Origin of the sequence: Salipiger sp. HF18 (assembly GCF_011806505.1) — a bacterium.
In the GTDB taxonomy this organism is placed as follows: Bacteria; Pseudomonadota; Alphaproteobacteria; order Rhodobacterales; family Rhodobacteraceae; genus Salipiger; species Salipiger thiooxidans.
In genome coordinates this window covers 1-20,625 of sequence record NZ_JAATOS010000036.1, presented here as the reverse complement: position 1 = coordinate 20,625, position 20,625 = coordinate 1, and the positions used below count along the sequence as shown (strand labels likewise).

18 protein-coding genes are annotated in these 20,625 nt (G+C 62.8%); 9 read left to right on the top strand and 9 right to left on the bottom strand.

Annotated elements, in window-relative coordinates; translation table 11 throughout:
• A partial coding sequence (locus tag HC022_RS06255; RefSeq protein WP_217703902.1) for an adenylate kinase occupies positions 1-397 on the bottom strand: 397 nt, incomplete at its 3' end.
• Positions 398-661: 264 nt separating this feature from the next.
• On the opposite strand from HC022_RS06255, the gene HC022_RS06250 reads away from it, so the two are divergent.
• The 5 genes from HC022_RS06250 (at position 662) to HC022_RS06230 (ending at position 4,089) form a co-directional block, all read left to right on the top strand.
• Positions 662-1,039: a hypothetical protein gene (locus tag HC022_RS06250; RefSeq protein WP_167451826.1), complete on the top strand. Its 378-nt coding sequence runs from the start codon at positions 662-664 to the stop codon at positions 1,037-1,039.
• Positions 1,040-1,290: 251 nt separating this feature from the next.
• Complete coding sequence (locus HC022_RS06245; RefSeq protein WP_167451825.1) at positions 1,291-2,142, top strand: hypothetical protein; 852 nt, start codon at positions 1,291-1,293, stop codon at positions 2,140-2,142.
• 197 nt (positions 2,143-2,339) lie between these two features.
• Positions 2,340-3,095, top strand: a complete 756-nt coding sequence (locus HC022_RS06240; RefSeq protein WP_167451824.1) for a uracil-DNA glycosylase family protein — start codon at positions 2,340-2,342, stop codon at positions 3,093-3,095.
• A gap of 62 nt (positions 3,096-3,157) precedes the next feature.
• On the top strand, positions 3,158-3,613 hold the full coding sequence (locus HC022_RS06235; RefSeq protein WP_167451823.1) for a hypothetical protein: 456 nt from the start codon (positions 3,158-3,160) through the stop codon (positions 3,611-3,613).
• Positions 3,614-3,807: 194 nt separating this feature from the next.
• Positions 3,808-4,089, top strand: coding sequence for a hypothetical protein (locus HC022_RS06230; RefSeq protein ID WP_207545917.1), 282 nt, complete (start codon positions 3,808-3,810; stop codon positions 4,087-4,089).
• 79 nt (positions 4,090-4,168) lie between these two features.
• Here the strand turns inward: HC022_RS06230 and HC022_RS06225 are convergent, their stop codons facing one another.
• From HC022_RS06225 to HC022_RS06205, 5 genes are all read right to left on the bottom strand, one after another.
• Positions 4,169-5,104: a phage protease gene (locus tag HC022_RS06225; protein WP_167451822.1), complete on the bottom strand. Its 936-nt coding sequence runs from the start codon at positions 5,102-5,104 to the stop codon at positions 4,169-4,171.
• A 204-nt stretch (positions 5,105-5,308) separates the two neighbouring features.
• Positions 5,309-6,073 (bottom strand): ABC transporter ATP-binding protein, encoded by a 765-nt coding sequence (locus tag HC022_RS06220; RefSeq protein ID WP_167451821.1) that lies wholly within the window; start codon positions 6,071-6,073, stop codon positions 5,309-5,311.
• Entirely contained in the window at positions 6,070-7,107 is a 1,038-nt protein-coding gene (locus HC022_RS06215) for an iron ABC transporter permease (RefSeq protein ID WP_008886116.1), read from the bottom strand. The genes HC022_RS06220 and HC022_RS06215 overlap by 4 nt, the downstream gene beginning before the upstream one ends.
• A complete protein-coding gene (locus HC022_RS06210) occupies positions 7,107-8,111 on the bottom strand; it encodes an ABC transporter substrate-binding protein (RefSeq protein ID WP_167451820.1) in 1,005 nt (334 codons plus the stop codon). The genes HC022_RS06215 and HC022_RS06210 overlap by 1 nt, the downstream gene beginning before the upstream one ends.
• Positions 8,112-8,704: 593 nt before the next feature.
• Positions 8,705-9,598 (bottom strand): LysR family transcriptional regulator, encoded by an 894-nt coding sequence (locus HC022_RS06205; RefSeq protein ID WP_167451819.1) that lies wholly within the window; start codon positions 9,596-9,598, stop codon positions 8,705-8,707.
• A 99-nt stretch (positions 9,599-9,697) separates the two neighbouring features.
• On the opposite strand from HC022_RS06205, the gene HC022_RS06200 reads away from it, so the two are divergent.
• Positions 9,698-10,927 carry an oxidoreductase gene (locus HC022_RS06200; protein ID WP_167451818.1) on the top strand — a complete coding sequence of 410 codons (1,230 nt, stop codon included), beginning with the start codon at positions 9,698-9,700 and terminating at the stop codon, positions 10,925-10,927.
• Between the two features lie 770 nt (positions 10,928-11,697).
• The gene (locus HC022_RS06195) at positions 11,698-12,912 is read left to right on the top strand and encodes a membrane protein (RefSeq protein WP_008886178.1); all 1,215 of its coding nucleotides are present in this window, start codon (positions 11,698-11,700) and stop codon (positions 12,910-12,912) included.
• Positions 12,913-13,355: 443 nt separating this feature from the next.
• Here the strand turns inward: HC022_RS06195 and HC022_RS06190 are convergent, their stop codons facing one another.
• Positions 13,356-14,738, bottom strand: coding sequence for a YfcC family protein (locus HC022_RS06190; RefSeq protein ID WP_254884958.1), 1,383 nt, complete (start codon positions 14,736-14,738; stop codon positions 13,356-13,358).
• A gap of 118 nt (positions 14,739-14,856) precedes the next feature.
• On the opposite strand from HC022_RS06190, the gene HC022_RS06185 reads away from it, so the two are divergent.
• On the top strand, positions 14,857-15,618 hold the full coding sequence (locus tag HC022_RS06185) for a GntR family transcriptional regulator (RefSeq protein WP_254884957.1): 762 nt from the start codon (positions 14,857-14,859) through the stop codon (positions 15,616-15,618).
• A gap of 300 nt (positions 15,619-15,918) precedes the next feature.
• Here HC022_RS06185 and HC022_RS06180 read toward each other — a convergent pair whose 3' ends face one another.
• Together HC022_RS06180 and HC022_RS06175 are read right to left on the bottom strand one after the other, a co-directional pair.
• A complete protein-coding gene (locus tag HC022_RS06180) occupies positions 15,919-17,226 on the bottom strand; it encodes a TrkH family potassium uptake protein (protein ID WP_175583474.1) in 1,308 nt (435 codons plus the stop codon).
• Between the two features lie 39 nt (positions 17,227-17,265).
• Complete coding sequence (locus HC022_RS06175; RefSeq protein WP_008884255.1) at positions 17,266-17,931, bottom strand: TrkA family potassium uptake protein; 666 nt, start codon at positions 17,929-17,931, stop codon at positions 17,266-17,268.
• Between the two features lie 660 nt (positions 17,932-18,591).
• Between HC022_RS06175 and HC022_RS06170 the strand changes: the two genes are divergently transcribed.
• On the top strand, positions 18,592-20,625 hold a 2,034-nt coding region (locus tag HC022_RS06170), incomplete at its 3' end, for a VWA domain-containing protein (protein ID WP_167451816.1).

The following is a 20,625-nucleotide window of genomic DNA, read 5'->3' as shown; positions in this document are numbered from 1 at the left end:
ACGAGGGGTCATCATAGCGAGATGCCCAGTCACGGAATGCCAGATGGCCTTCATGCATGTCGCCACCCGGCAGGATTCGATCACCATGTCTTTGTGCCTCTCGGTGCTCCAGACGGCGCATCCGTATCGCGTTCGGAGTATACAGAAAGGCGATGATCTCGACATGGTCGATCAGGCTCTCCCCCCAGCCCATAAAGGAGCCTGACAGAACCCAGCCGTCCGTCCGGCCTTGCCTCTTCTGGATCAGGCGGACCCGATCTTCCGGCGGGCGCTTTGTCGTGAACGGTGGGTCTGTCGGCATCCAATAGAAGTCGTCTACGTCCAGCAGTGGAATGCCCATCTGCGCGGACAGTGTCGCGCCAAGCGTCGAGACGCCCGAGCATGATGCTCCGATCAAGTATACTCTGGGCACGTCAGTCCCGCCGTTAGCATTTAAAACCATGAGGGCAATAGCGGTGCGCGGCACCTTCTACAATGTCCGCTTTGCCCGGCGTGGCGGACCTTTGCCGTTGGAAAATGACGCGCGACGGATGAACGACGGTTTCGGTGAAGCTGCGCCGCAGCGTGGTCATCCCGTCCCAAGGTCGGCTTTGGGCCGACACTAGGCATGTCTGTGAGCGCTGGATCGCATAGCCTAACACAAACTCCTGATGGATTTCGTATGCCGACAACGTTCTCTCGTACTGGCGCCTTGGTTGCTCTCTGCGCAGCCATTCTCCTTGGTGCCTGCAAAGAAGAAGATAACCCACTTCTTGATACTTTCCCTGGCAAGCTTGCCGCTATCGATGCCGACACGTTGGGGGTAACAGAGGCGCAGGTGAAACCTTATGCTGAGATCTTAGAACGACTGAAGAGAAAATGCTCAGACGACGAGAGCGGCATCTCTGATACTGCCGTGAAAGCAAGGGATATTTTCAGAACCAGAAAAGGCATGGAAGTTAGCACACTATCGGTTCTGAGAATGATCGACGAGGCTATCCCGGAGGGGGTGACTTTGAGCTGCGACGAGATTGTAGCTGCGATAATCACTCTTTCATGACCCTGTTCGACATCCCCTGCTCCTCATAGTGTCCGCAGCTTGGAATGCGGCCCTGAGACGGCTCACGAGGCGCATAGGGGTCTATATGCACGGTGATGCGTCAGCCTAGGGGGCGCATATTGGTCGCTGTGACCGACATCATCTTGGTCGGTCAGGGCATCGATATCCACATGTCCAGCGCCCTGTCCCCCTTGCCGATTGCGTAGCTGCTGACCGGCGCGCAGCGTTGCTTGGGCGGGTGTCGACCGGGTATGCTGCACCACATTCTCGTTCAGGATAAGTTCGTGCAAAACCCTTTCATCTCCGCCTACCGCTTTCTCAGAGCTCTAGTTCTCCCCACCTTTCTAGCATTATCGATCATTATCAACTTGGCTCTCTTGTTTAGCACCTCCGTCTATGGTGCGGCTCAATCCGTGGTCGACGCCATGACACGGGGCCGAAGTGTTACGGCGCAGCAGGCCGATGAGATTGTGAGGCTGTCGTCAGACCTAGACGCCGAGAAGGCGGCCAATCGACAGGTTCGAAGCGAATTGGCAGAGGCGCAGGGGGAGCTTGTCAGGGAAAGGGCCGCAAAGCGACGAGTTCGAACCGAACTCGCCGAGGCATCTGCTGAGCTGGCGGCAGCCAAAGCACTTCAAAGGCAGGCCCGAAATAAGGTGGTGAGCACTGCCTCAAGAGTCACCAATCGCGCGGCAAAGACCGCAGCTCGCGAAGTTGCCTCTATGCCAGGTGAGGCTCTACCAGTTTTGGGCACCGCAGTGATCATCGGAACAACCGCTCTAGAACTTGCTGACCTGTGCCAAACCATTCAGGATATGACGGCGCTACAGCAGGCGCTTGACCCAGAAATTACCGCGCCCGAAGAACAACTTACCGTTTGCGCGATAGAAGTCCCCTCTCGCAAGAAGCTCACGGCGATGGCCTACAACGCTCCAGAAAAGGCATGGACGGAAGCGAAGGAGTTCGTACCCGAACTCATGAACGCTGACATTCCAGACGTCGACTGGAAAAGTAGCAAGGAGTGGATTTCGAGCGTTTATGTTTCTCTTGTAGAGAAGGCTATGTCTACCGGCGGCTGGATTGAACACTGGCTGAACGATTAGCAGGCATTAACTTTGGAAGAACACGGTCATGCCCACCTCTGATTGCCGCTCGCGCTGACCGGCACCGGATGTGCCCGTTGGTACCGGACAAGGCACATAAGCCGTCATATGATGCATGTCTTGGGTGGAGCGTTGCCAGTAAGGCACCTAGCGCCGAAGGTGTCCTTCATGTATGATTTCACACCAAGGACGACGACATGGAAATCCGATTAAACAAAGGGCATTGGTCGACATGGATCGAAAGCCAAGCCCCTTTCATTTCCGCTGACGGCCTAAAAGACCTCTCGAAAAGCCTCGAAAAAGAATTCCGCGAGACACACTCGAGGCCACCAAATCTACAAATCGTTCCCCCAGAACAAATCTCGTCCGAGAGCCTGCTCGCGTACCAAGACCAGGTTGTAGGATATGACCTACCGTGCCTCCTATCAGTCGACCGACCGCGGCGCGGAACGGTTATGCTTTGTGCCCAGGATCCTCTGCGTAGCCCGAAATCCGAGATCGGGCTTACAGTCGGCACCTTCTTTGGCTTGAACAGCTCGATCTTCCGCTCGAACCGTCGTTCTCACGGAGTGATGTGGCGCGTCATCGTCAAGCTGCTGTCTGACGACTATGACGTGTGGGTCACCGACGCGATGAAGCTCCACTCACCGACGGTGAAACTCACCCCAGAGCTTTACGGTGCGTGTCGAGACGTCCTCGATCGTGAAATAAGAGCCGTGGCCCCCGTAAAGATAGTCGCAGTGGGAAATGTCGCCGCTAGCCACTTCCAGAGGTTCGGTGTGACCGGCGCAGAAGATGTGATCCGCGTCGTCCACCCCTCCCACTATGTGAAGAGCTCGTTCTGGATAGCCGGCGCCGCCAATCAATACGAAGCATCGGCTGAAGGCAGATGCCAGGCAAAAGTTGACTGGTACGTCCGGCGCATTCTCGGGCCCAGCCCAGCACTCAACTGAGCAATCTCGAGCACCGGACCCAGATCCGCAACGCGGTCTCCGTCACCCAGACCGAGGGGCTGGTGGCGATGTTCGGCGTCGATGGCTCGAAGGGGCAGAAGGACGGCTTCGGCTATCACTCCGACGCAGGCGCAGGTCTCGCGGTGCTGCACATTAACTGTGTCAGCGCAGACAACGGCCGCCTCGATGAGACCAGCATCAACGGCTTCACCACCCACGACACGGTGAAGTCGATCGACATTGGCGGTCGCTACGGCTGGGGCATCAACGGCACCGAGGTGCATTGCATCGAGCAGACCGTGAGCTGGTTCCTCGGCACCCGGGCCACGGCCCGCGACCCCGATGGCACCTGCGGCGCGTTCAAGTGCTCCGAGGACGCTGCGATGTATCTCGAAGAGACCTTCGCCGACGCCGGCGGCGGCGGCGGCGGGACGAACAACTTCGCCATCGAGGCCAACGGCGGCACCGTGCTCAAGCGCATAGGCAATTGCCGGATCGAGTTCCTCGCCAACCTTTGAAGCGAGGTTAAGGGTTCTCGCCGCTACGCGAAAGCCAAAGAGCACACTGGGCTCGGAACCAGACCTGCGGCATCGCAGCCCTGTCCGCAACTGGCGGCAACGCGGCTTAGGGTTGATCTAATCTCATCAGTCCATCACTGGTGTGGGGTCACGATGCGGAGGAAGCTAATTCATGACTGAAAGCCGGGATTGAAATGCGTGAAGAAATTAAAAAGCTCGTAGCAATGGGGCCACTTCAATCGGAGGACGACACTAGGTCGATAGAGCGCTTGGAAGAGGCTCTGCATTCGATCAAATCGCCAGTGACAGACGAAGAGGCTGAAGCCTTACTTACTGTTTTTGGCCCGGATGACTGCTTTGGGTTGTCATGGACGCTTCTGCATCTCGTCGAGACTTCGCCGACACCTTTCCCGCAGGAGCAACCCGGCCCCGAGGCCAATCCATGGCTTCAGTTGCTCTACGCCCGAGCGCATTGAACCGTGGCACATCGACGGTCATATGTTGGGCCTTCCCCTTCCGAGCGGGGCGTGTTGCGGTCCTGTGTGAGCGCGGCCATCAGAGTGCCTCCCCGAGGTTCCTGGCCATCGCCGCCGGGTCGATGCCCAGCATCTTCGCGATGGCGGATTGATCTGTGCTGAGCGCGGCCTCACCCTCCTTGGGTGCTGGCGGCTCCAGCGAGGTATTGGTCTGGTCGAGCCGGGGCAGCGCCTGGATCATCTTCGCCGCGCGGGCGGGATCCTCCATGTGCAGGGCGACATACTCCTCGCGCGCGGCCTTCACGCCGGCGCGCCGGTCGCGGATCGCGCCGTCGACGAAGTCTTCCGCCGCTTTGCGCTTGCCGCCCTCCTTCAGGGTGGTCACCTCGGCCTGCAGCGCGGCGATGGCCTCGGCCTGCTCGCCACCGGCGCTGGCAAAGCCGCGGGCGGCCGCCACGACCGTGGTCAGGCTGACCTCGCCCTCGAGCCCCATCGCCGTGCCGATCTGGCCAAGCGCGGTGCTGAGGGCCTCGTCGCCCTCCCCGTCCGCGTCGAGGCGCGTGGCCAGGGCGGCCGTGATGTCATCTTCCGAGGCATCCTCGGACAGGCCAAGCAGCTTGGCCAGCTTCGCGGAAAACATGTCGCCATACTCCGTGCTGTTGAGCGCGAGCAGCTCGCGCAGGGCGGGATCATTGGTGAGGGCGGCGCGGGCGATGGCAGTCACCCGGCCGGTGGTCTTGTCGTAGGACAGGACCGGAGAAAGGCCCCAGTAGGCGCGATCCGAGAGCAGCGCCCGGCCGCTCTCGTTCCAGTCGACGCGACCCCAGATGCCATCCGCGCGCTCCTCCATCTCGGTGATGAAGCCGCGCGCCGGCGCCGACAGGCCGAGCTTGGCCGCCGTGTCCGTCGAATGGTTCTCGTCGATGTGGATGCGCTGGCGCCGGGAGAAGCTCTCCTCGATCACCGCTTTCGCGTCGTCATAATGCCAGGGCCCGCGCCCGTCGCGCGCCACCACAGGAGAAGCACCAGCGGCAGCAGGGCCACGGCCAGCGGAAGAATACGACCTGCCCCTATGGAACCGTGTCCCCAAGTGCCTTCACGCAGACTCCCATCAGCGCGAAGGCGAATGTGGATAGGATGCGCAAGGTGATCCAGAGGGTTTCGTTCGTTTCGGGCCGAGAGTGCGCCGCGAGGCCTTTCGGCAGCATCGTTGTCCGCTTCACTCCGGGCTGAACCGGATATGCGGCCGGTGGGCCTCGGGTGTTGGGACAATATGAGCCTTGACGCGGAAGACGTCGTGCAGGGTCTCTTGCGTCAAAACGGCGTCGGGCGTGCCGCAGGCGCGGACCGCCCCGGCCTCGAGCACGACGATGCGGTCGCAGAACATGGCGGCGAGGTTGAGGTCGTGCAGGGCGATGATGCTGGTCAGGTCCAGATCGCGGACCATGCGCAGGATCTCGATCTGGTGGTGGATATCGAGGTGGTTTGTCGGCTCGTCCAGGAACAGCACCTGCGGGGCCTGCGCCAAAGCGCGGGCGATATGCACGCGCTGACGCTCACCCCCCGACAAGGTCTGCCACGACTGCCTCTTGCGCGATGCCATGTCGACGCGATCGAGCGCATGGGCCACGGCGGCCTCATCGCCATCGGACCAGCCTGCAAGGGCAGATCTGTGCGGTGTCCGGCCAAGCCGCACCACATCCGCCACGGTGACATTGGTGTCGGTGGCCGAGCTTTGCTGGACAAAGGCGACCTGCCGCGACAGCGCCTTGCGCGGGACCTGCGCGATGTCCTGCCCGTTGATCTCGACCCGGCCCGAGATGGGGCGCTTCAACCCGGCCAGCAGCCGCAACAGGGACGACTTGCCCGATCCGTTGGGGCCGATCAGCCCCAGCGTCTCACCACGCACGACCGTAAACGACACGTCTGATACGATGGTTCGGCGCCTGACACCCCATATCAGGCTCTGGGCAACAACGCTCATGTCTGTGGCCTCGCACGATAAAGGATGATGGCAAAGAAAGGCACACCGACCAGCGCCGTGACAACCCCGATGGGCACCGTCTGCTGTGTCGCAATCATGCGCGAAGCGATGTCGGCGAGCACCATGAAGACCGCGCCCGTCATGGCGCAGGCCGGCAGAAGCCGCATGTGCAAGGTCCCCACGACGTACCGCGCCGCGTGGGGTACGACCAGACCGACAAAGCCGATGGCTCCGACCATGCTGACGATCGTCGCGGTCAAAAGCGCGGTCACGCCGAACAGCACGATGCGGATGCGGGCCACCGGGACACCAAGCGAAGCCGCGTCCTCATCCCCGAAGGTGAAGGCGTCCAGCGACCGCGCCATCCAGATGCAGATTGTAAAGCAGAGGATCACGACGCCGAGCAAGAGTTGGAAATCCGGCCAGCGTACACCCCCAAAGCTGCCCAGGAGCCAGAACATCACATCACGCGCCTGCTGTGCATTGCCCGACGTCGTAACGATGTAGGAGGTCAGCGCATTGAACAGCTGCGAGGCCGCAACCCCGGCGAGGATCGTGTGGTTCGGCCCGCTGGTCGCCCCGTTTGACAATAGCGCCACCAGGGCAAAGGCTGCGAAAGCCCCGGCAAACGCCCCAAGCGACAGCGACAGACTGCCCGCGCCGATCCCCAGCACGATGACGCAGACCGCCCCGGTCGAGGCGCCCGCCGAGACGCCCAGCACGAAAGGCTCGGCCAGCGCGTTGCGCAGAAGCGCCTGCAGGATCGCGCCGCAGATCGCCAGACCCGCGCCCGCAAGCGCCGCAATCAGGGCGCGGCTCAGGCGCAGGTTCCAGACGACGCTTTGTTGGATGGGCGCGATCTCGGCGCCGGTCAGGCCCAGTTCGTTGGTCACGGACAGGAAGACCGTCCGCAAGGGAATGTTATAATCGCCAATCGCCGTCGCGGCGGCGACGGCGAAGACCAGGACGATCAGCGACAGGCAAAGGAAGAGGGCGAGCCGCGCGGTTCCGCTCTCTGTCGTCTCAGACGTCATCACGGAAGATCAAGCGCCTTCAGTTGTTCGGCCACTTGCTCGGCGCCGTAGAGGGTGCGGATGCTGGGATTCATCGCTGCGCCGCTCATGACGACGATCCGGCCATTTTTGACCGCATCCATCTGGCTGACGGTGGGATCCGACGTCAGGAAGTCGATCTTGTTCTCGGCTGCGTCCAGATCCCAGCGGTTGCGATCTACCTGTGCCGCGACAAAGACCGTCGGGTCGGCGGCCATGATACCTTCCCAGCCCACGGCGGGCCAGTCAGCCTCGGTCGTGATGGCGTTCGAGCCACCAAGGATGTCCGCAATGTAGCCCGACGGGCCATTGCCGCCGCCAAGATAGGCATCGTCGGCGGGCGACGGGCTGGAGAACCAGAAGAGGAAGGTCAGATCCTCGTTCTCCGCGAATTGCTCGCGCAGCGCCGCTTCGCGCGATTTGAAATCCTCGGTCAGGGCTTGCCCGCGGTCAGCGACGTCGAAGATCCGTGAGAGGTCCTCGATCTCCTTGTAGAGCAGATCCATGCTCCAGAGGTCATCACGCGAGCCGTAGGCATCGTTCGCGTCCAGCGTTGTGGAACAGGCGCTTGGCGACAGATATGTCGGAATGCCCAGCTCCTCGAAATCAGACCGCTTGGCGACCTTGCTGTCGGGACCAAGCAGGGTGGTGAGCATGGCCGCCACGAAGTCCGGTTCGGCCGACAGCACTGATTCCAGTGTCGGAAATTCCACTGTCAGCAATTCGACCTTGTCGTTGGCGTCGGCCAGCTCCGGCAACACCGAGTTGGGCCAGAAGGCGGTGGCGGCCATCCTGTCTTCGAGACCCAGCAACAGCATGATCTCAGCGCTGTTCTGACCCAAAGCCACGGCGTTCTGCGGCGCCTCGTCGAAGGTCACCGACTGGCCGCAATTCTCGATCGTCAGAGGATAGTCGGTCTGCGCCTGAACGGCAGCCGCTGACAACGCCAAAGCGGTTGAAAATGCAACGGTGTAGGCGGTGTTCATCGAAGATGATCTCTTACTTGAGCTGTTTTGTCGGAAATCGGGTACAAGCTTCACTTCGCAGATACAAGAGTGTTTTTGTCGGAATTTCGGCAGCATTCAAAATGCGCGATGCGATGCCGACGAACCCAATCGGTCAAGATCAGATCTCCCGCCCGAGATCCACGTGGGCGGCTCGACCATATCTGCAGGCAAGCTGACTGGTTCAAATGGTCGCCCAAATGGTCGCCCAGATGGTCGCCCGGGGCGACGGACACCGAACGTCCAGAATGAGGCCCGGTGAAGGGCACTCCGGATCCCCCTGGAAGACGGCCCTGCGTCCGGGGCGGTTCGGGGCTACTGCCCTCCATCTCTTCTTCGCACTGAATATCCGGGCGACAACTATATCCTGAAGACTGCGGCACTCGTCGCCTACGCGACGACTTTGAAAAAGCGGCGCGCAGCCACCGCACAATACCGGATGGCACAGCGCATTTGACCGGGAAGACAAAACTGGTCTGACCTGACGTGCCCGCCGCGCACCGAAAGCTTCGAGACCAGCGACGACCCTGCACACCGATGCGGGCGTCGAGCCCGACTTGGCGAGCTTCAGCTCCTCAGACCTGGTGACGAAACCCCTCCACGAGAGCATCGGCCAGAAGGCGAACCCGGCGCGGAACCACGGTGGTGTAAGGGTGCAGCAGCGAAATCGTGGAGCGTTCAGCTGGACCTTCAACATCGTCGAACAAGGCGACGAGGCGCCCGTTCGCGATATTTTCGGCGACGAGGAAAGACGGGAGGCGCGCGATGCCCAATCCTCTGAGGCAGGCGGCATGCAAGGCATCGAGGGAGTTGCAGCTGAACCCGCGCCCCAGCTCAAGCGGGCGATCCCAATCATCCCCGAGCCGCCACGCGTTGAAAGGCCCCCGCATGTTCAGGGTCAGGCAAGCATGTCCAGCGAGATCGTCTGGGAGCGTCGGTGCGCCATGCCGCGCCAGATAACCGGGAGCGGCACAGATGATCCGTCGATTGCCCGCCAGCCGGCGGGAGATCAGCCCTGAATCCGGCAGAGCCGCGCTGCGCACTGCGAGATCATAACCGTCCTCGATGAGATCGACGAGCGCGTCGGTCAGCGTCAGATCCACCGCGACGTCCGGATAGGCCTCGCTGAAATCCAGGACGATGGGCAGGACATGCCGCCGTCCGAGCGCAATCGAGGACGTGATGCGGATCGGCCCACGGATGGCTTCTATGCCTTCGGCGATCTCGTCCTCGGCCGCCGACAGTTGTGTCAAAAGATCTTTCGTCCTCGCAGCGTAGGTCTGGCCAGCCTCCGTGAGCGTCATGCGGCGCGTCGTGCGGTGGAACAGTGGCGCGCCCAGCCGCCCCTCCATCTGCGCGATGCGCTTGCTGATCGCGGAAGGCGTCACCCCGAGGTGTCGCGCCGCGCCGGCGAAACTCCCGGCATCGAGAATGGCGTGAAAGATCGCGAGATCCCCATCCTGTGACATTCGTGCCCTCAGCTCACATGTCCATTGCCTCATGAAGGGATTATCACGCTCAGAAGCACATGGCAGGTATTATTCATTCCAAGACGACAAGGATAATCCATGCCTCTCTCGATCTATGCGGCCGAGCCTTCCGCCGGCCCGAACCACGATGCCCTCTTCACCCCGCTGCAGCTCCCCTGCGGCGCGCGTCTGAAGAACCGTATTGTGAAGTCCGCCATGTCTGACCGCCTCGGAGACGGGACAGGACACCCGACTGACGCGCAGATCGCCCTCTACCGCCGGTGGTCGGTCGGTGGCGCTGCGCTTTCCATCGTCGGCGAGGTTCAGGGTGATCCGCGGTTTGCCGAGGCTTCGGGGAACCTTGTGCTCGACGATCGGGCCGATCCGAGCCGGTTCGCTCGGTTGGCGAAGGAGGGTGCTGCCGGCGGCGGCCATCTTTGGCTTCAGCTCGGCCATGCCGGCGCGCTGACGGATCCGGCGATCGGCACGCCGAAAGGGCCGAGTGCCCTCGATCTTCCAGGACTGACGTGCGGGGCGCTTGATGCGGAAGAGATCGCTGCCCTGCCGCGAGCCTTTGCGCGTACGGCTCGCCTGGCGCAGGAAGCCGGCTTCGGGGGCGTCCAGATCCATGCGGCCCACGGGTTCCTGCTCAGCCAGCTCCTATCGCCCCTCTTCAACCGGCGGGGCGATGAGTATGGCGGACCGATCGGAGCCCGGTTGCAGATCGTCATCAGGATCATCGATGAGGTTCGATCGGCCGTCGGACCTGCCTGTCCCATCGGGATCAAGATCAACGCGACTGATCGCCTTGATGGTGGACTGAGCGAAGCGGAGGCCCTGCACGTCGTGGCCGCACTCGATCATACCTCGATCGACCTCATCGAAATCAGCGGCGGGACCTATTTTCCGGGCGCTCCTGCGACGTCGGAGGATCGGGGGGCTGGGGCGTATTTCGCAGCGTTCGCCCGGTCCGCGCGCGGGGTCACGACAAAACCCCTGCTCCTGACCGGCGGGATCAAGACCAGGTCCCAGGTTGGGGAGATCGTCGCCGGCGGAGTTGCCGACGCAGTCGGCCTCGCCCGAGCTTTCGCGATAGCGCCGGATCTCCCCGAGCTGTGGCGTTGCGGCGATGCGGCGACACCGTCCTTTCCGCGTTTCGCCGCCCCGCCTGAAGGCGGCGTGACCGCTTGGTACACGATGCGGATAGCCGAAATTGCCGACGGCCGCGCCGCACTCACCGGCGAAGACCTTGGTCAAGCCATAGAAGCCTATACGGAACATGAAACCCGGAAAGCGGACATCTGGCGCAGTCACTTCGACCTCGGATGATGCGCCTGAGTTCAATCGGAAGCGACAAGTTTTCCTCATCGGCAACGCTGCGACACGGCGCAGCGCACCCCGTCTAGGCGCATGGATTCACAATGTGAATCCTTCGCAGACAGAGCTCTGCAACAACGCCACGCTGCTCTCGAAGGTTTCGGTGCGTGGCGGACAAACGACCGGATCTACAGCTGCTATGCGACTTGGGGATCTGCCGCGTCACAGCGAAAATGCCGCTACGAGCGCGCGCAGTGGATATTTGGCGCTTCCGCACGGAACTCGAAGCCGACCTGCGGCGGCGCAGCGAGTCGAACACCCGGCGGGTCGCAGCGCGCGTCGCTCCCGGCCCAGAGCTGCCGTCGTTCGCCAGGTCGGGTCTCGCTGCGGCGCAGCTTCCCCAAACCGGCCCCCGGTGGCATCGGCAGCACGGTCTGGCAAGCCAAGGTCTGCAGTGCGGGACATCACGCCCGATGAACATGTTATCCCGCACTCGGTCTTTCCCCATGTCTTGAGGCTCGGCACCAGCCCATCTGGGACACCCCCCGAACGGTGGGTACCGTGGAAGAGGCCGCTAACCCAGAGATTAGATCATCTGGCAATTATGGGGTCTGAATGACCCGCCATGCCGCGGTGGAAACGGCTCATCAGGGCTGGCATCCCGAGGACTTGAGTCGCGCCCCTGCCCTCGCTCCGCATGCACACCGGCAGGATCCGCTTTCAAAGAAGCGGCTATACGTATAGCAGTGGACGTCACTGCGCGCATATTGAAGGAACACGGCATGACTTGGCTGGATGGCACACTGATCGTCGTCGCCGTGATCGCCTTTGCAGTCCTGATCAGCGGCCCGGTCCGCCGGAACCGGAACTGGCTGGCCACGGTCACGCCCCTGGCCTCGATCATCGGCAGCGGCTTCCTGGTCTCGGTGCCCCTGCTGGCCAGCGCAATCGGCATCTGGGCGATCCCCGCGGTGATCGGGCTGACCCTGCTGGCATTCCTGATCGGTGGCGCGATCCGCTACAACATCCGCTATGGCGAGCCGGAGTTCGAATCCGCCGAGGCCGGCCACCCGCTCAAATCCTTCGAAACCATGTCGCATCTGGTTCTGATCGGCGCCTATTTCATCTCGGTCGCCTATTACCTCGTGCTGCTGGCGGCCTTCGGGCTGAAACTGCTGGGCTGGGAGGATCCTCTGCTGGGCAAGGTCGTCGCAACGGTGATAATCTCCTCCATCTGCCTGCTGGGCGCAACCAAGGGGCTGCAGGGCGTCGAGCGGGCCGAGGTCTTTACCGTCAGCGCCAACCTCGCGGCGATTGTCGCCCTGCTGGCCGGACTGGTGATCTTCGGAACGACGCTGCCGCAGGGCTACAGCTGGACTGCCGCCGCCGCCGTGCCGCATCATTTCGACTGGGATTCGCTGCGCTTCCTGATGGGTCTGCTGATCATCGTGCAGGGGTTCGAAACCACGCGGTTCATGGGCGATCTCTACGACGGCGAAACCCGGATCAAGGCAATGACCCGGGCGCAGATCGTTTCGTCCATCGTCTACGTGATCTTCTTCCTGCTGATGATCCCGCTGTTCCCGTTCTTCACCTCGACGGCAGATGTCGCCGGGTTCATCGAGGTGATCGGGCGGGTCACGCCATGGCTGCCGTTCATCGTCACCGCCGGTGCCATCGCCAGCCAGTTCAGCGCATCGGTCGCCGACAGTATCGGAGCCAGCGAACTGGTCAGCGACACGACGCACAAGCACATCACACCCCGGCACGCCTATGTCGTGATCGGCGCGGTCGCGGTCAGCGTGATCTGGGCGACGGACGTGGTCTCGATCGTCAGCCTGGCCTCGCGCGCCTTTGCCCTGTTCTATGCGCTGCAATGCATCGTCGCCGTCCTGGTGGCCCGCCACCGCGGCGACAACGGCAAGGCGGTCTGGTTCAGCCTTCTCGCCGTGCTTACCTTTGCCCTCGCCGTGCTCGGCATCCCCGCAGGCGCCTGACCCGCAGACCCTAGGTGTTTGATCCCACGGTTTGATGGTGCGAGCCATTCATTGGAATGGAAGGAAGCCCTATGGGACAAGTTCGTCGCGGCAGCGCCACGTACTGTTACCCGGCAGGCGATTTGCATAGCAAATCTACCGAGAGGGCACGCACGAGGTTTTCAACGAAATACGCCCGGAGTGACCGTGAACTCTTCCGGCGGTAGCCGTCTTTGAAAGGTCCGCTCGGGCTGCCTGCGTAAGGGCAGCTCCCGCAGCGACCCCCTGGTTCCAGCTATCATCAGGTCCCTGAAACATCCCTCTGCCGCCCCGCACGAGCCGGAATGGAGCAGCAGGCACAGATCATCTTACGCAGGCCGGTTTGCACCTTGCGCAATACTGAAAACACAACGCGGCGGCCGCCAAGCGACCGCCGCATGCTCCGTTCAGGTCCCGCCTTCGCTTCAGCCGGTCCAGTTCACTGCTTGCGCGTAAATCAGGAATGCAGTTGCAATTGCGATCCACAACCCGAACAGCGGCAGGAAGAACCGGACCCAGCGGTCCCAGGACACCCCGGCCAATGCGAGCGTTGCCATGAAATAGCCGGAAGTCGGGTAGAAGATGTTCGAGAGGCCATCGCCCAGCTGAAAGGCTAGCACCGCGTTCTGGCGGGTGACCCCGATCAGATCCGAAACCGGCGCCATGATCGGCATGGTAACCAGCGCCTGACCACTGCCTGACGGCACCACGAAGTTAAAGCCAAGCTGCGACACGAACATCCCGACGGCCGAGACCGAGCTTGGGAAGTCGCCAACAAGATTGCCCAAGCCATAAACCAGCGTGTCCATCACCTGGCCTTGCTCCAGCATGACTGCCACCGCACGGGCCAGGCCGACGATGATCGCGCCCATCAGCACGTCGCGGAAACCTTCATTGAAGGCGTCGCAGATCTTGCCCGGGGACAGCCCCGCAATCAGTCCGACTGTCGCGCCCATCAACACGAACAGCCCCGCCATTTCCATCATGAACCAGCCTCGGGTCAGCACACCCCAGACCATCAGACCGAAGAACATGAGCGCGGCCATTCCGGCCCAAGCCTGACGGGTAGTAAAGCGCATCGCCGGCGCATCCAGGTCATGTACATAGGCTTCGCGTTTGGCGGCTTCCTTGGGGTCATTGGCCAGCAGGCTGGTCTTCGGGTTTTTCTGCACACGCAGCGCATAGCGCATCAGGTAGGCGATCCCGGCCCCCAGAAGGCAAACAAACAGCAGCATCCGCAACCCGGCGCCAGAGTAGAGAGGCAACTCAGCGATGGTCTGGCCCAGCCCGGTGTTGATCGGGTTCAGCACTCCGGCGGTAAAGCCCGCAGTGGTCGCCAGCAACGCGGTGGCAACCGCCGTGATCGAGTCAAACCGCAGCGCGATCATCAACGGCAGGATCACCGGCACATAGACCAGCGCCAACTCCTGAGTGCCGATCAGTGTCGCCACAACGGCAAAGACCACCATCAGCGCGGGAACCATCAGCACGCTGCGCGCCGCGAAGCGCCGGGTCAGCTTGTCCACCACCACATCGATCACGCCAGTGCGGCGGATCACCATGAACATGCCACCAATGATGAAGGTGAAAAACACCACCGTCGAGGCGTTCACCAACCCTTCCGGGACGGCCAGCATGAACTGTTCCCAGCCTATCGGGCTGGCCTCGACATAGCGGAAGGAGCCTGGATCGACGGCACTGCGTCCGTTGGGCAATATCACCCGGTCGTAGAGCCCGGCCGGCACGAAATGCGTTGCCAGCGCGGCCAGTGCCGTGAACACGAACAGGATCACGTAAATATGCGGCATCCGGATCCCCTCCTCCTGAACTCCCGCTTCAATCTCCTGTCGCTGTGTTGACATGCGTTCCTCCCTTGCTGTCACGTTTCAAATGTTTTCTGACATCTTTTGTAAAATGTTAGGTGCTATGCTATGGTTGGCACAATCAAGAATTACCGAAGGCATCTATCTGGATTTCTTGAAGGACTTCCTGATTTACTTGATATTCAGAGGGTTGAGGATGAAAGACGCGACCGGATCAGGACAGGCACTGCAGGCGGACCAGGCTTTTGAGGCGCTGCTCGCAGCCTTGCGGCAAGGCGCCCTCAGGGCCAATGAGTTCATTTCCATGCCCAAACTTGGGGAATTGGTAGGCTTTCCGATTGCCGCCACCCGCGAGGCGGTCAAACGGGCGGAGACACAATCCCTGGTCAGCATCCTGCCCAAGCGCGGCATCGTGGTGATGGACGCGAGTCCTGAACTAACGCGCGCCTGCCTGGACATGCGGGCCCTGCTGGACAAGGAGGGTGCCTGCCGTCTGATCCAGCGCGGCGTGCCGATGCCGCTCAACCGTTTGCGGGGCGCGCATGAAACGATGCTGCAGCTGGCGCAATCCGGCAGGAATGGCGATCTGCCGGCGCAGGCCCTTGAAACCGATCTCAGCCTGCACGACCTGCTGGCGAGCGGGCTGAACAACCCTTTTCTGCGCGGCGTCTATGAGGCAAACCGAAACCGTCTTGCTGTCATTCAAGCCACCCGCGCCTTTCTGGTCGACCGCATTGCGAGCGCCATGGAAGAGCACCTCGCCATCATCTCAGCCCTGCGCGCCCAGGACGCCGAACAGGCTGCGAAGGCAATTGACCACCACTGCCATCAGACAATGCGCTGGTGGGGGGTCGATGAGAGCTGAAAGTTTCCCCTCGCCGCCAAGTTGCGGGTCCGCGGGGAAAACTCGGCGCTCTTCCTCGAACCGTCCGGGCAACACAAGGCCCACTGAGCAGCGACCGGGCTCCCAAAGGATGTTTCGACAAAGGTAACGGCTACTGACCGGACGATTGACTGGTAGAAAACACCTGAGCTTTCGTCACCGCAGCGCACGGTACTTTGAGAGGCAGCGCCTGAGCATTCAACCTAGCATGTATCGCCCGACGGGTCCCAGGCGCAGGTAGGGGCGCGGTCAGGGTTAGTACAAGCAAGCTCTCGCGCAGGATTATCCGAGATAAACTTTGCTCGCAGGGTACCGGACCCGGGGCTTGGATCGTGTTGCGAGGAAGAAGCCCAGGGTCAGTGGTCCAACCCTGCCGACGAACATGACGGCGATGATCACCGCGCGACCGAAGCCGTCCAGCTCTCCGGTGGTCCCCCGTGACAATCCGACCGTACCGAAGGCCGAGGTCACCTCGAAAGCAAGGTCGATGAAGTCCCCATCGTGGGACAGAGTCACGAGGAAGATCGCGACCAGAACCGTCATCAGGCTTACCATGGTCAGCGCCAGAACCTTCATGACCTCTTCGGCGCCGATACTCCGCCCGAAGACGTGCAACTGCTGACTACGCCGAAAGAAGGCGACGGTCGCAAGCAACAGGACGATGAAGGTGGTCACCTTGATGCCTCCGGCCGGCGAGGTGCTGCCGCCCCCGATCACCATGCGGGACCTGAACATCATGGCGCCGCTGCCCTGGATGCCGCCCATGGCGACGGTATTGAAGCCTGCGGTGCGGGTCGTCACCCCTTGGAACCAGCTGGCCCACAGCCTGTCACCGGTACTGGCGAGCCCGCCGAGCGTCGCAGGGTTGGTCCATTCCAGCGCAGCGAAGGTCAGCACGGACCAGACGATCAGAGCCAGCGTGCCGACCACCATGAGCTTTGTGTGCAGGGAAAAGGCCCGCCAGCGGCGCTTGCCGTAGGCCTCGGTCACCACGATGAACCCCAGCCCGCCGAAGATGAACAGCGCCGGGATCGTGAGGTTGACGACAGGGTTGCCCACATAGCGCGACAAACTGTCTGGGAAGAGCGCAAAGCCCGCATTGTTGAAAGCCGAGACCGTATGGAAAAGCGCCTGCCACAGCCCCTCGCCCCAGCCGAATTCCGGCACGAAGACGACAGACAGCAGCGCGACGCCCAAGAGTTCGCAGGCCAGCACGGTCTTGAGGATCCCGCGGACGAGGACCAGCAGGTCGCTGATCGAAGTCTGGTTGAGATCCTCGCGCAGGAAGATGCGCTGCGAGATCGTCACCGGAAGGCCCAGCATCGACAGCAACAGCACCGCGAAGGTCATCAACCCCAGCCCGCCCAGCTGGATCAGCACCATGATGATGCCCTGCCCGAACAGGGTGAACTGGCTGCCGGTGTCCGAGATCACGAGGCCGGTCACGGTCACGGCCGAGGCGGCGGTGAAGATCGCGTCCGACCAGGTTATCGGGATCGCCGTCGCCGCAGGCAGCATCAGCAGAGCGCCACCCAGGACGATCAGCACCGCGTAGAGACCGGCGAGGATCGCTGGCGGGGGCAGCTGCATGCGCCATACCCCCCTGGACCATACGGGCCGCATCGGCGCTCAGAGCCCGTCCGCGAAGCGGCGCAGGTTCTCCCTGCGTCCGAGGAGCAGCAGCTTGTCGTCGGCCCTGAGTTCGGTCGCCCCCGCCTCGCAGTCCACATAGTCGCTGCCGCGCATGAGCCCCAAGGCCCTAAGATCGAACTTCTCGGCAAGGCCAATCCTGTCGATGCGCGTACCGTCGAGGCTTTGGGGCACGCGGAAGTCCACCACGTGGAAGCCGTTGCCGAGGCTCACGTAGTCGCGGACCAGCGGGTTGTGCAGCATCTGGGCGATATGGCGACCGATCTCCTGCTCGGGCAGGATCACCCGGTCGGCACCAAGCTTGGACAGGATCCGATGGTGCGTGCGGTTCATCGCCTTCACCCAGACCGTGGGCACGCCAAGCATCCTGACGTTCATGGTGCAAAGGATGTTGGCGTCGAGTTCTTCGCCGATGGCGACGACGGCAACATCGTAGCTGCCGACTCCGACCTCGCGCAGAGCCTGGTCGTCGCGGCCGTCGGCAATCGCCGCTTCGGCAATCGTGTCAGCGACGCGTGAGACGTTGCGTTCCTGAAGGTCGATCCCAAGCACGTGATTGCCGAACCGGGCCAGCTCTGACGCGACGGTTGTGCCGAAGGTTCCAAGGCCGATGACGGCGAAACTGCGAGACTTCGGTTTGGGCATGATGGCCTCCTTGAAGAATGCAGGAGGTAGAGCCGGGCATCAGAGCTGTCAATTGGCAGACCAGCCGCGAGGCACCCTCTGCATTTCGCATCAGCGCTAATGGGCCCGCAGGTCGCGGGTCTGACCAGACGCTGATGGAACAGCCCGCCGCTGCCGTGCTGCTTTCCCGAGACGCTCATCCATGGCATCGCGCTGCATCGTCAGGCAGGCCAAGGTCAGCACTGGTCCGGCCGACAAGCTGAGCGCGTCGCTGCGCGTGAAAAACCGGCCTCACGCGCTCTCGTCAGTTTGAGCTCGTTTCCGACATTCTCCGCACCTGCAGCGTATGGCGGCATGGCGGACGAAGAAGACGTGGGGACTGGCGACCGAAGATGCGTGAAAACAGGCTCTTCCTCTGTGGCCTTGGCTATCGCAAATGGCATGCGTGGTCGTGGCGCTGCCGTGACGTAGCTGTCCCATAGGGCTTCCTTCCATTCCAGCGAATGGATCGCGCCATCAAACCGTGGGATCAAACAGCTGGCCCCACGCCGCCCCTCCAGCCCAGGGCCATCGCAGCCCCGATCCGAGAGCCCTTTCACCCTCCGGTTGCCGAGACTCGTTTTATGATCACTGCTTTTGTGGTACACTTGCGACCATTCGAAACAAATTCATGGGATTCCGATGTTCACACGATCCCGTTTCCGTATTGCGGCATTTCTGCTCTGCATTGCCTCGAAAACGCTGGCCGGTGACGGCAGTGTCGATCCCTCGAACGGCGACCTCGACTTCAGCGTCCATTTCAACTTCCCGCCCAGCGCCGCACAGATCGACGACACCAAGGCGGCGATCGAACAGCTCGCGCTGGGGATCTGCGACGCCACCGACGGCCAGATGCGGGTCCGGCAGGTGCGACTCACGCAGGCGCAGGAGGATCTCGACCGCGCGGCACTCTGGATCCACGCCATCAACGGCCGCGCCGGCGGCAGCTTCACCACCGACGGCAGCGATCTCACCACCCTCGGGCGGCATCTCAACATGTACGACGTCGACCTGCGACGCGCCGACGTCTGGCTGCATGAATGGGGCCACCACGCCTTTGGGCTCGGCGAACAATACGACGAGCAGCGCCGCTTCGGAGGCTCCTGCGGAATCGGGCCGGGCTTCGACGCGGGCAGCATCGACGAACGCAACCACTCGATCATGCAGCAATCCGGCCGGATCCAGTGCGTCGGCGGCGGCAACGACGGGGCCGCCTGCCTGCGCGGCGCGGACTGCCCCTCGGGCAGCTGCCAGTTCGTGCTCATGTCCGAGCTGAGCGTCGCCGCCAACCACGACCCGCTGCAGGGTTCGGGCACCTGCCCCGTGGGCGCGCCAGTCACCTCGATCGCCCTCGACGGCAACCTCTCGACCGCCGACACCGTGCAGCTCTTCGACGGCACCAGCTTCGCCACCGCCGAGGCGACCTCGACCTTCCGGCGCGACGTCGAGGCCATCGACGACATCGGCAACCTGCCCGCCGCCGTCATCTCGCTCTTCGGCACGCGCACCGACATGGCAGAATGGCAGATCACCGCGGCGGTGGACGGCGCAGCCATCGGCGGCTCGCAGGGGGTGATCAGCGTCGTCGAGAGCTGGACGTTGCAGTTCAACGCCGACGGCTCGCTCGCCTCGGTGTCCGAGGCCTCGCCGTCGATGAACGTCACCGGCCTCACCACCGGCGCCGGCGACCTCACCGTCGCCCTGGATTTCGGCACCATTGGCGGCACCGACGGGCTGACCACCGGCGTCGGCATCACCAGCGTTTCAGATACCCACGACGGCACCTCGCAATGCAACGCCGCCGATTGCGCGCAGCGCTGGAACGCGGGCACCGGCCGTTTCGAGACCACCCAGCAGACGCTGGTCAACGGCGGGCTCTCGGGCTGGGACACGCTGGTGCGGAACTACCCGTTCACCACCGCCCCCGCCCTGCCCGCCGAGGCCCCGCCCGCGACCTGCTTCCGGGCGGTCAGCTTTGTCGATGACGTGGTGGGCTCGGATCAGATCATGATGATCGTCGACCGTTCGGGCTCGATGTCGTGGTCATCCAATTCCGGGCAGGCCGAGGTCTGCCTCAACGGGCTCGACGACGACAATGACGGCACCGTGGACGAGGGCGACTGCGCCGACAGCCGCATCGAGTTCGTGCGCGCCGCCGGGCGCGCCTTCGTCGACCTGCAGACAAGCCAGGGCATCGACCTCGGTCTGCTCGAGTTCAACGAGGGCAACACCCTGCTGCGCCCCATCGACACGCTGAACGCGGGCAATGCGCAGGACTACAAGGACGCCATCGACGCCCTCTCGCCCGGCGGCGACACCGCCATCGGCGACGCCTTCGACGCCTCGACCGGCGAGTTCACCCGCGTGGCCGAGGTCGGCCGGGTGCGCACCGCCTACCTGCTGACAGACGGCTTCAACACCGCCGGCGGCGACCCGGTCGCGGCGGCCGAGCGACTCGAGGACATCGGCGTGCGCATTCACGCCATCCCCGCGGGCAACGACGTCGACCGCGAAGAGCTCACCGACATCGCCTCGGGCACCGGCGGACAGGTCTACGAGGCGCGCAACGTCAATGCCCTCACCGGGATCTTCGCCGAGCTCGTAGGCAGCTACGGCGCCAACGCGCTTGCCCTGCCGCGCACCGATTTCGTCATTGCCCGCGATCCCGACCGGGTG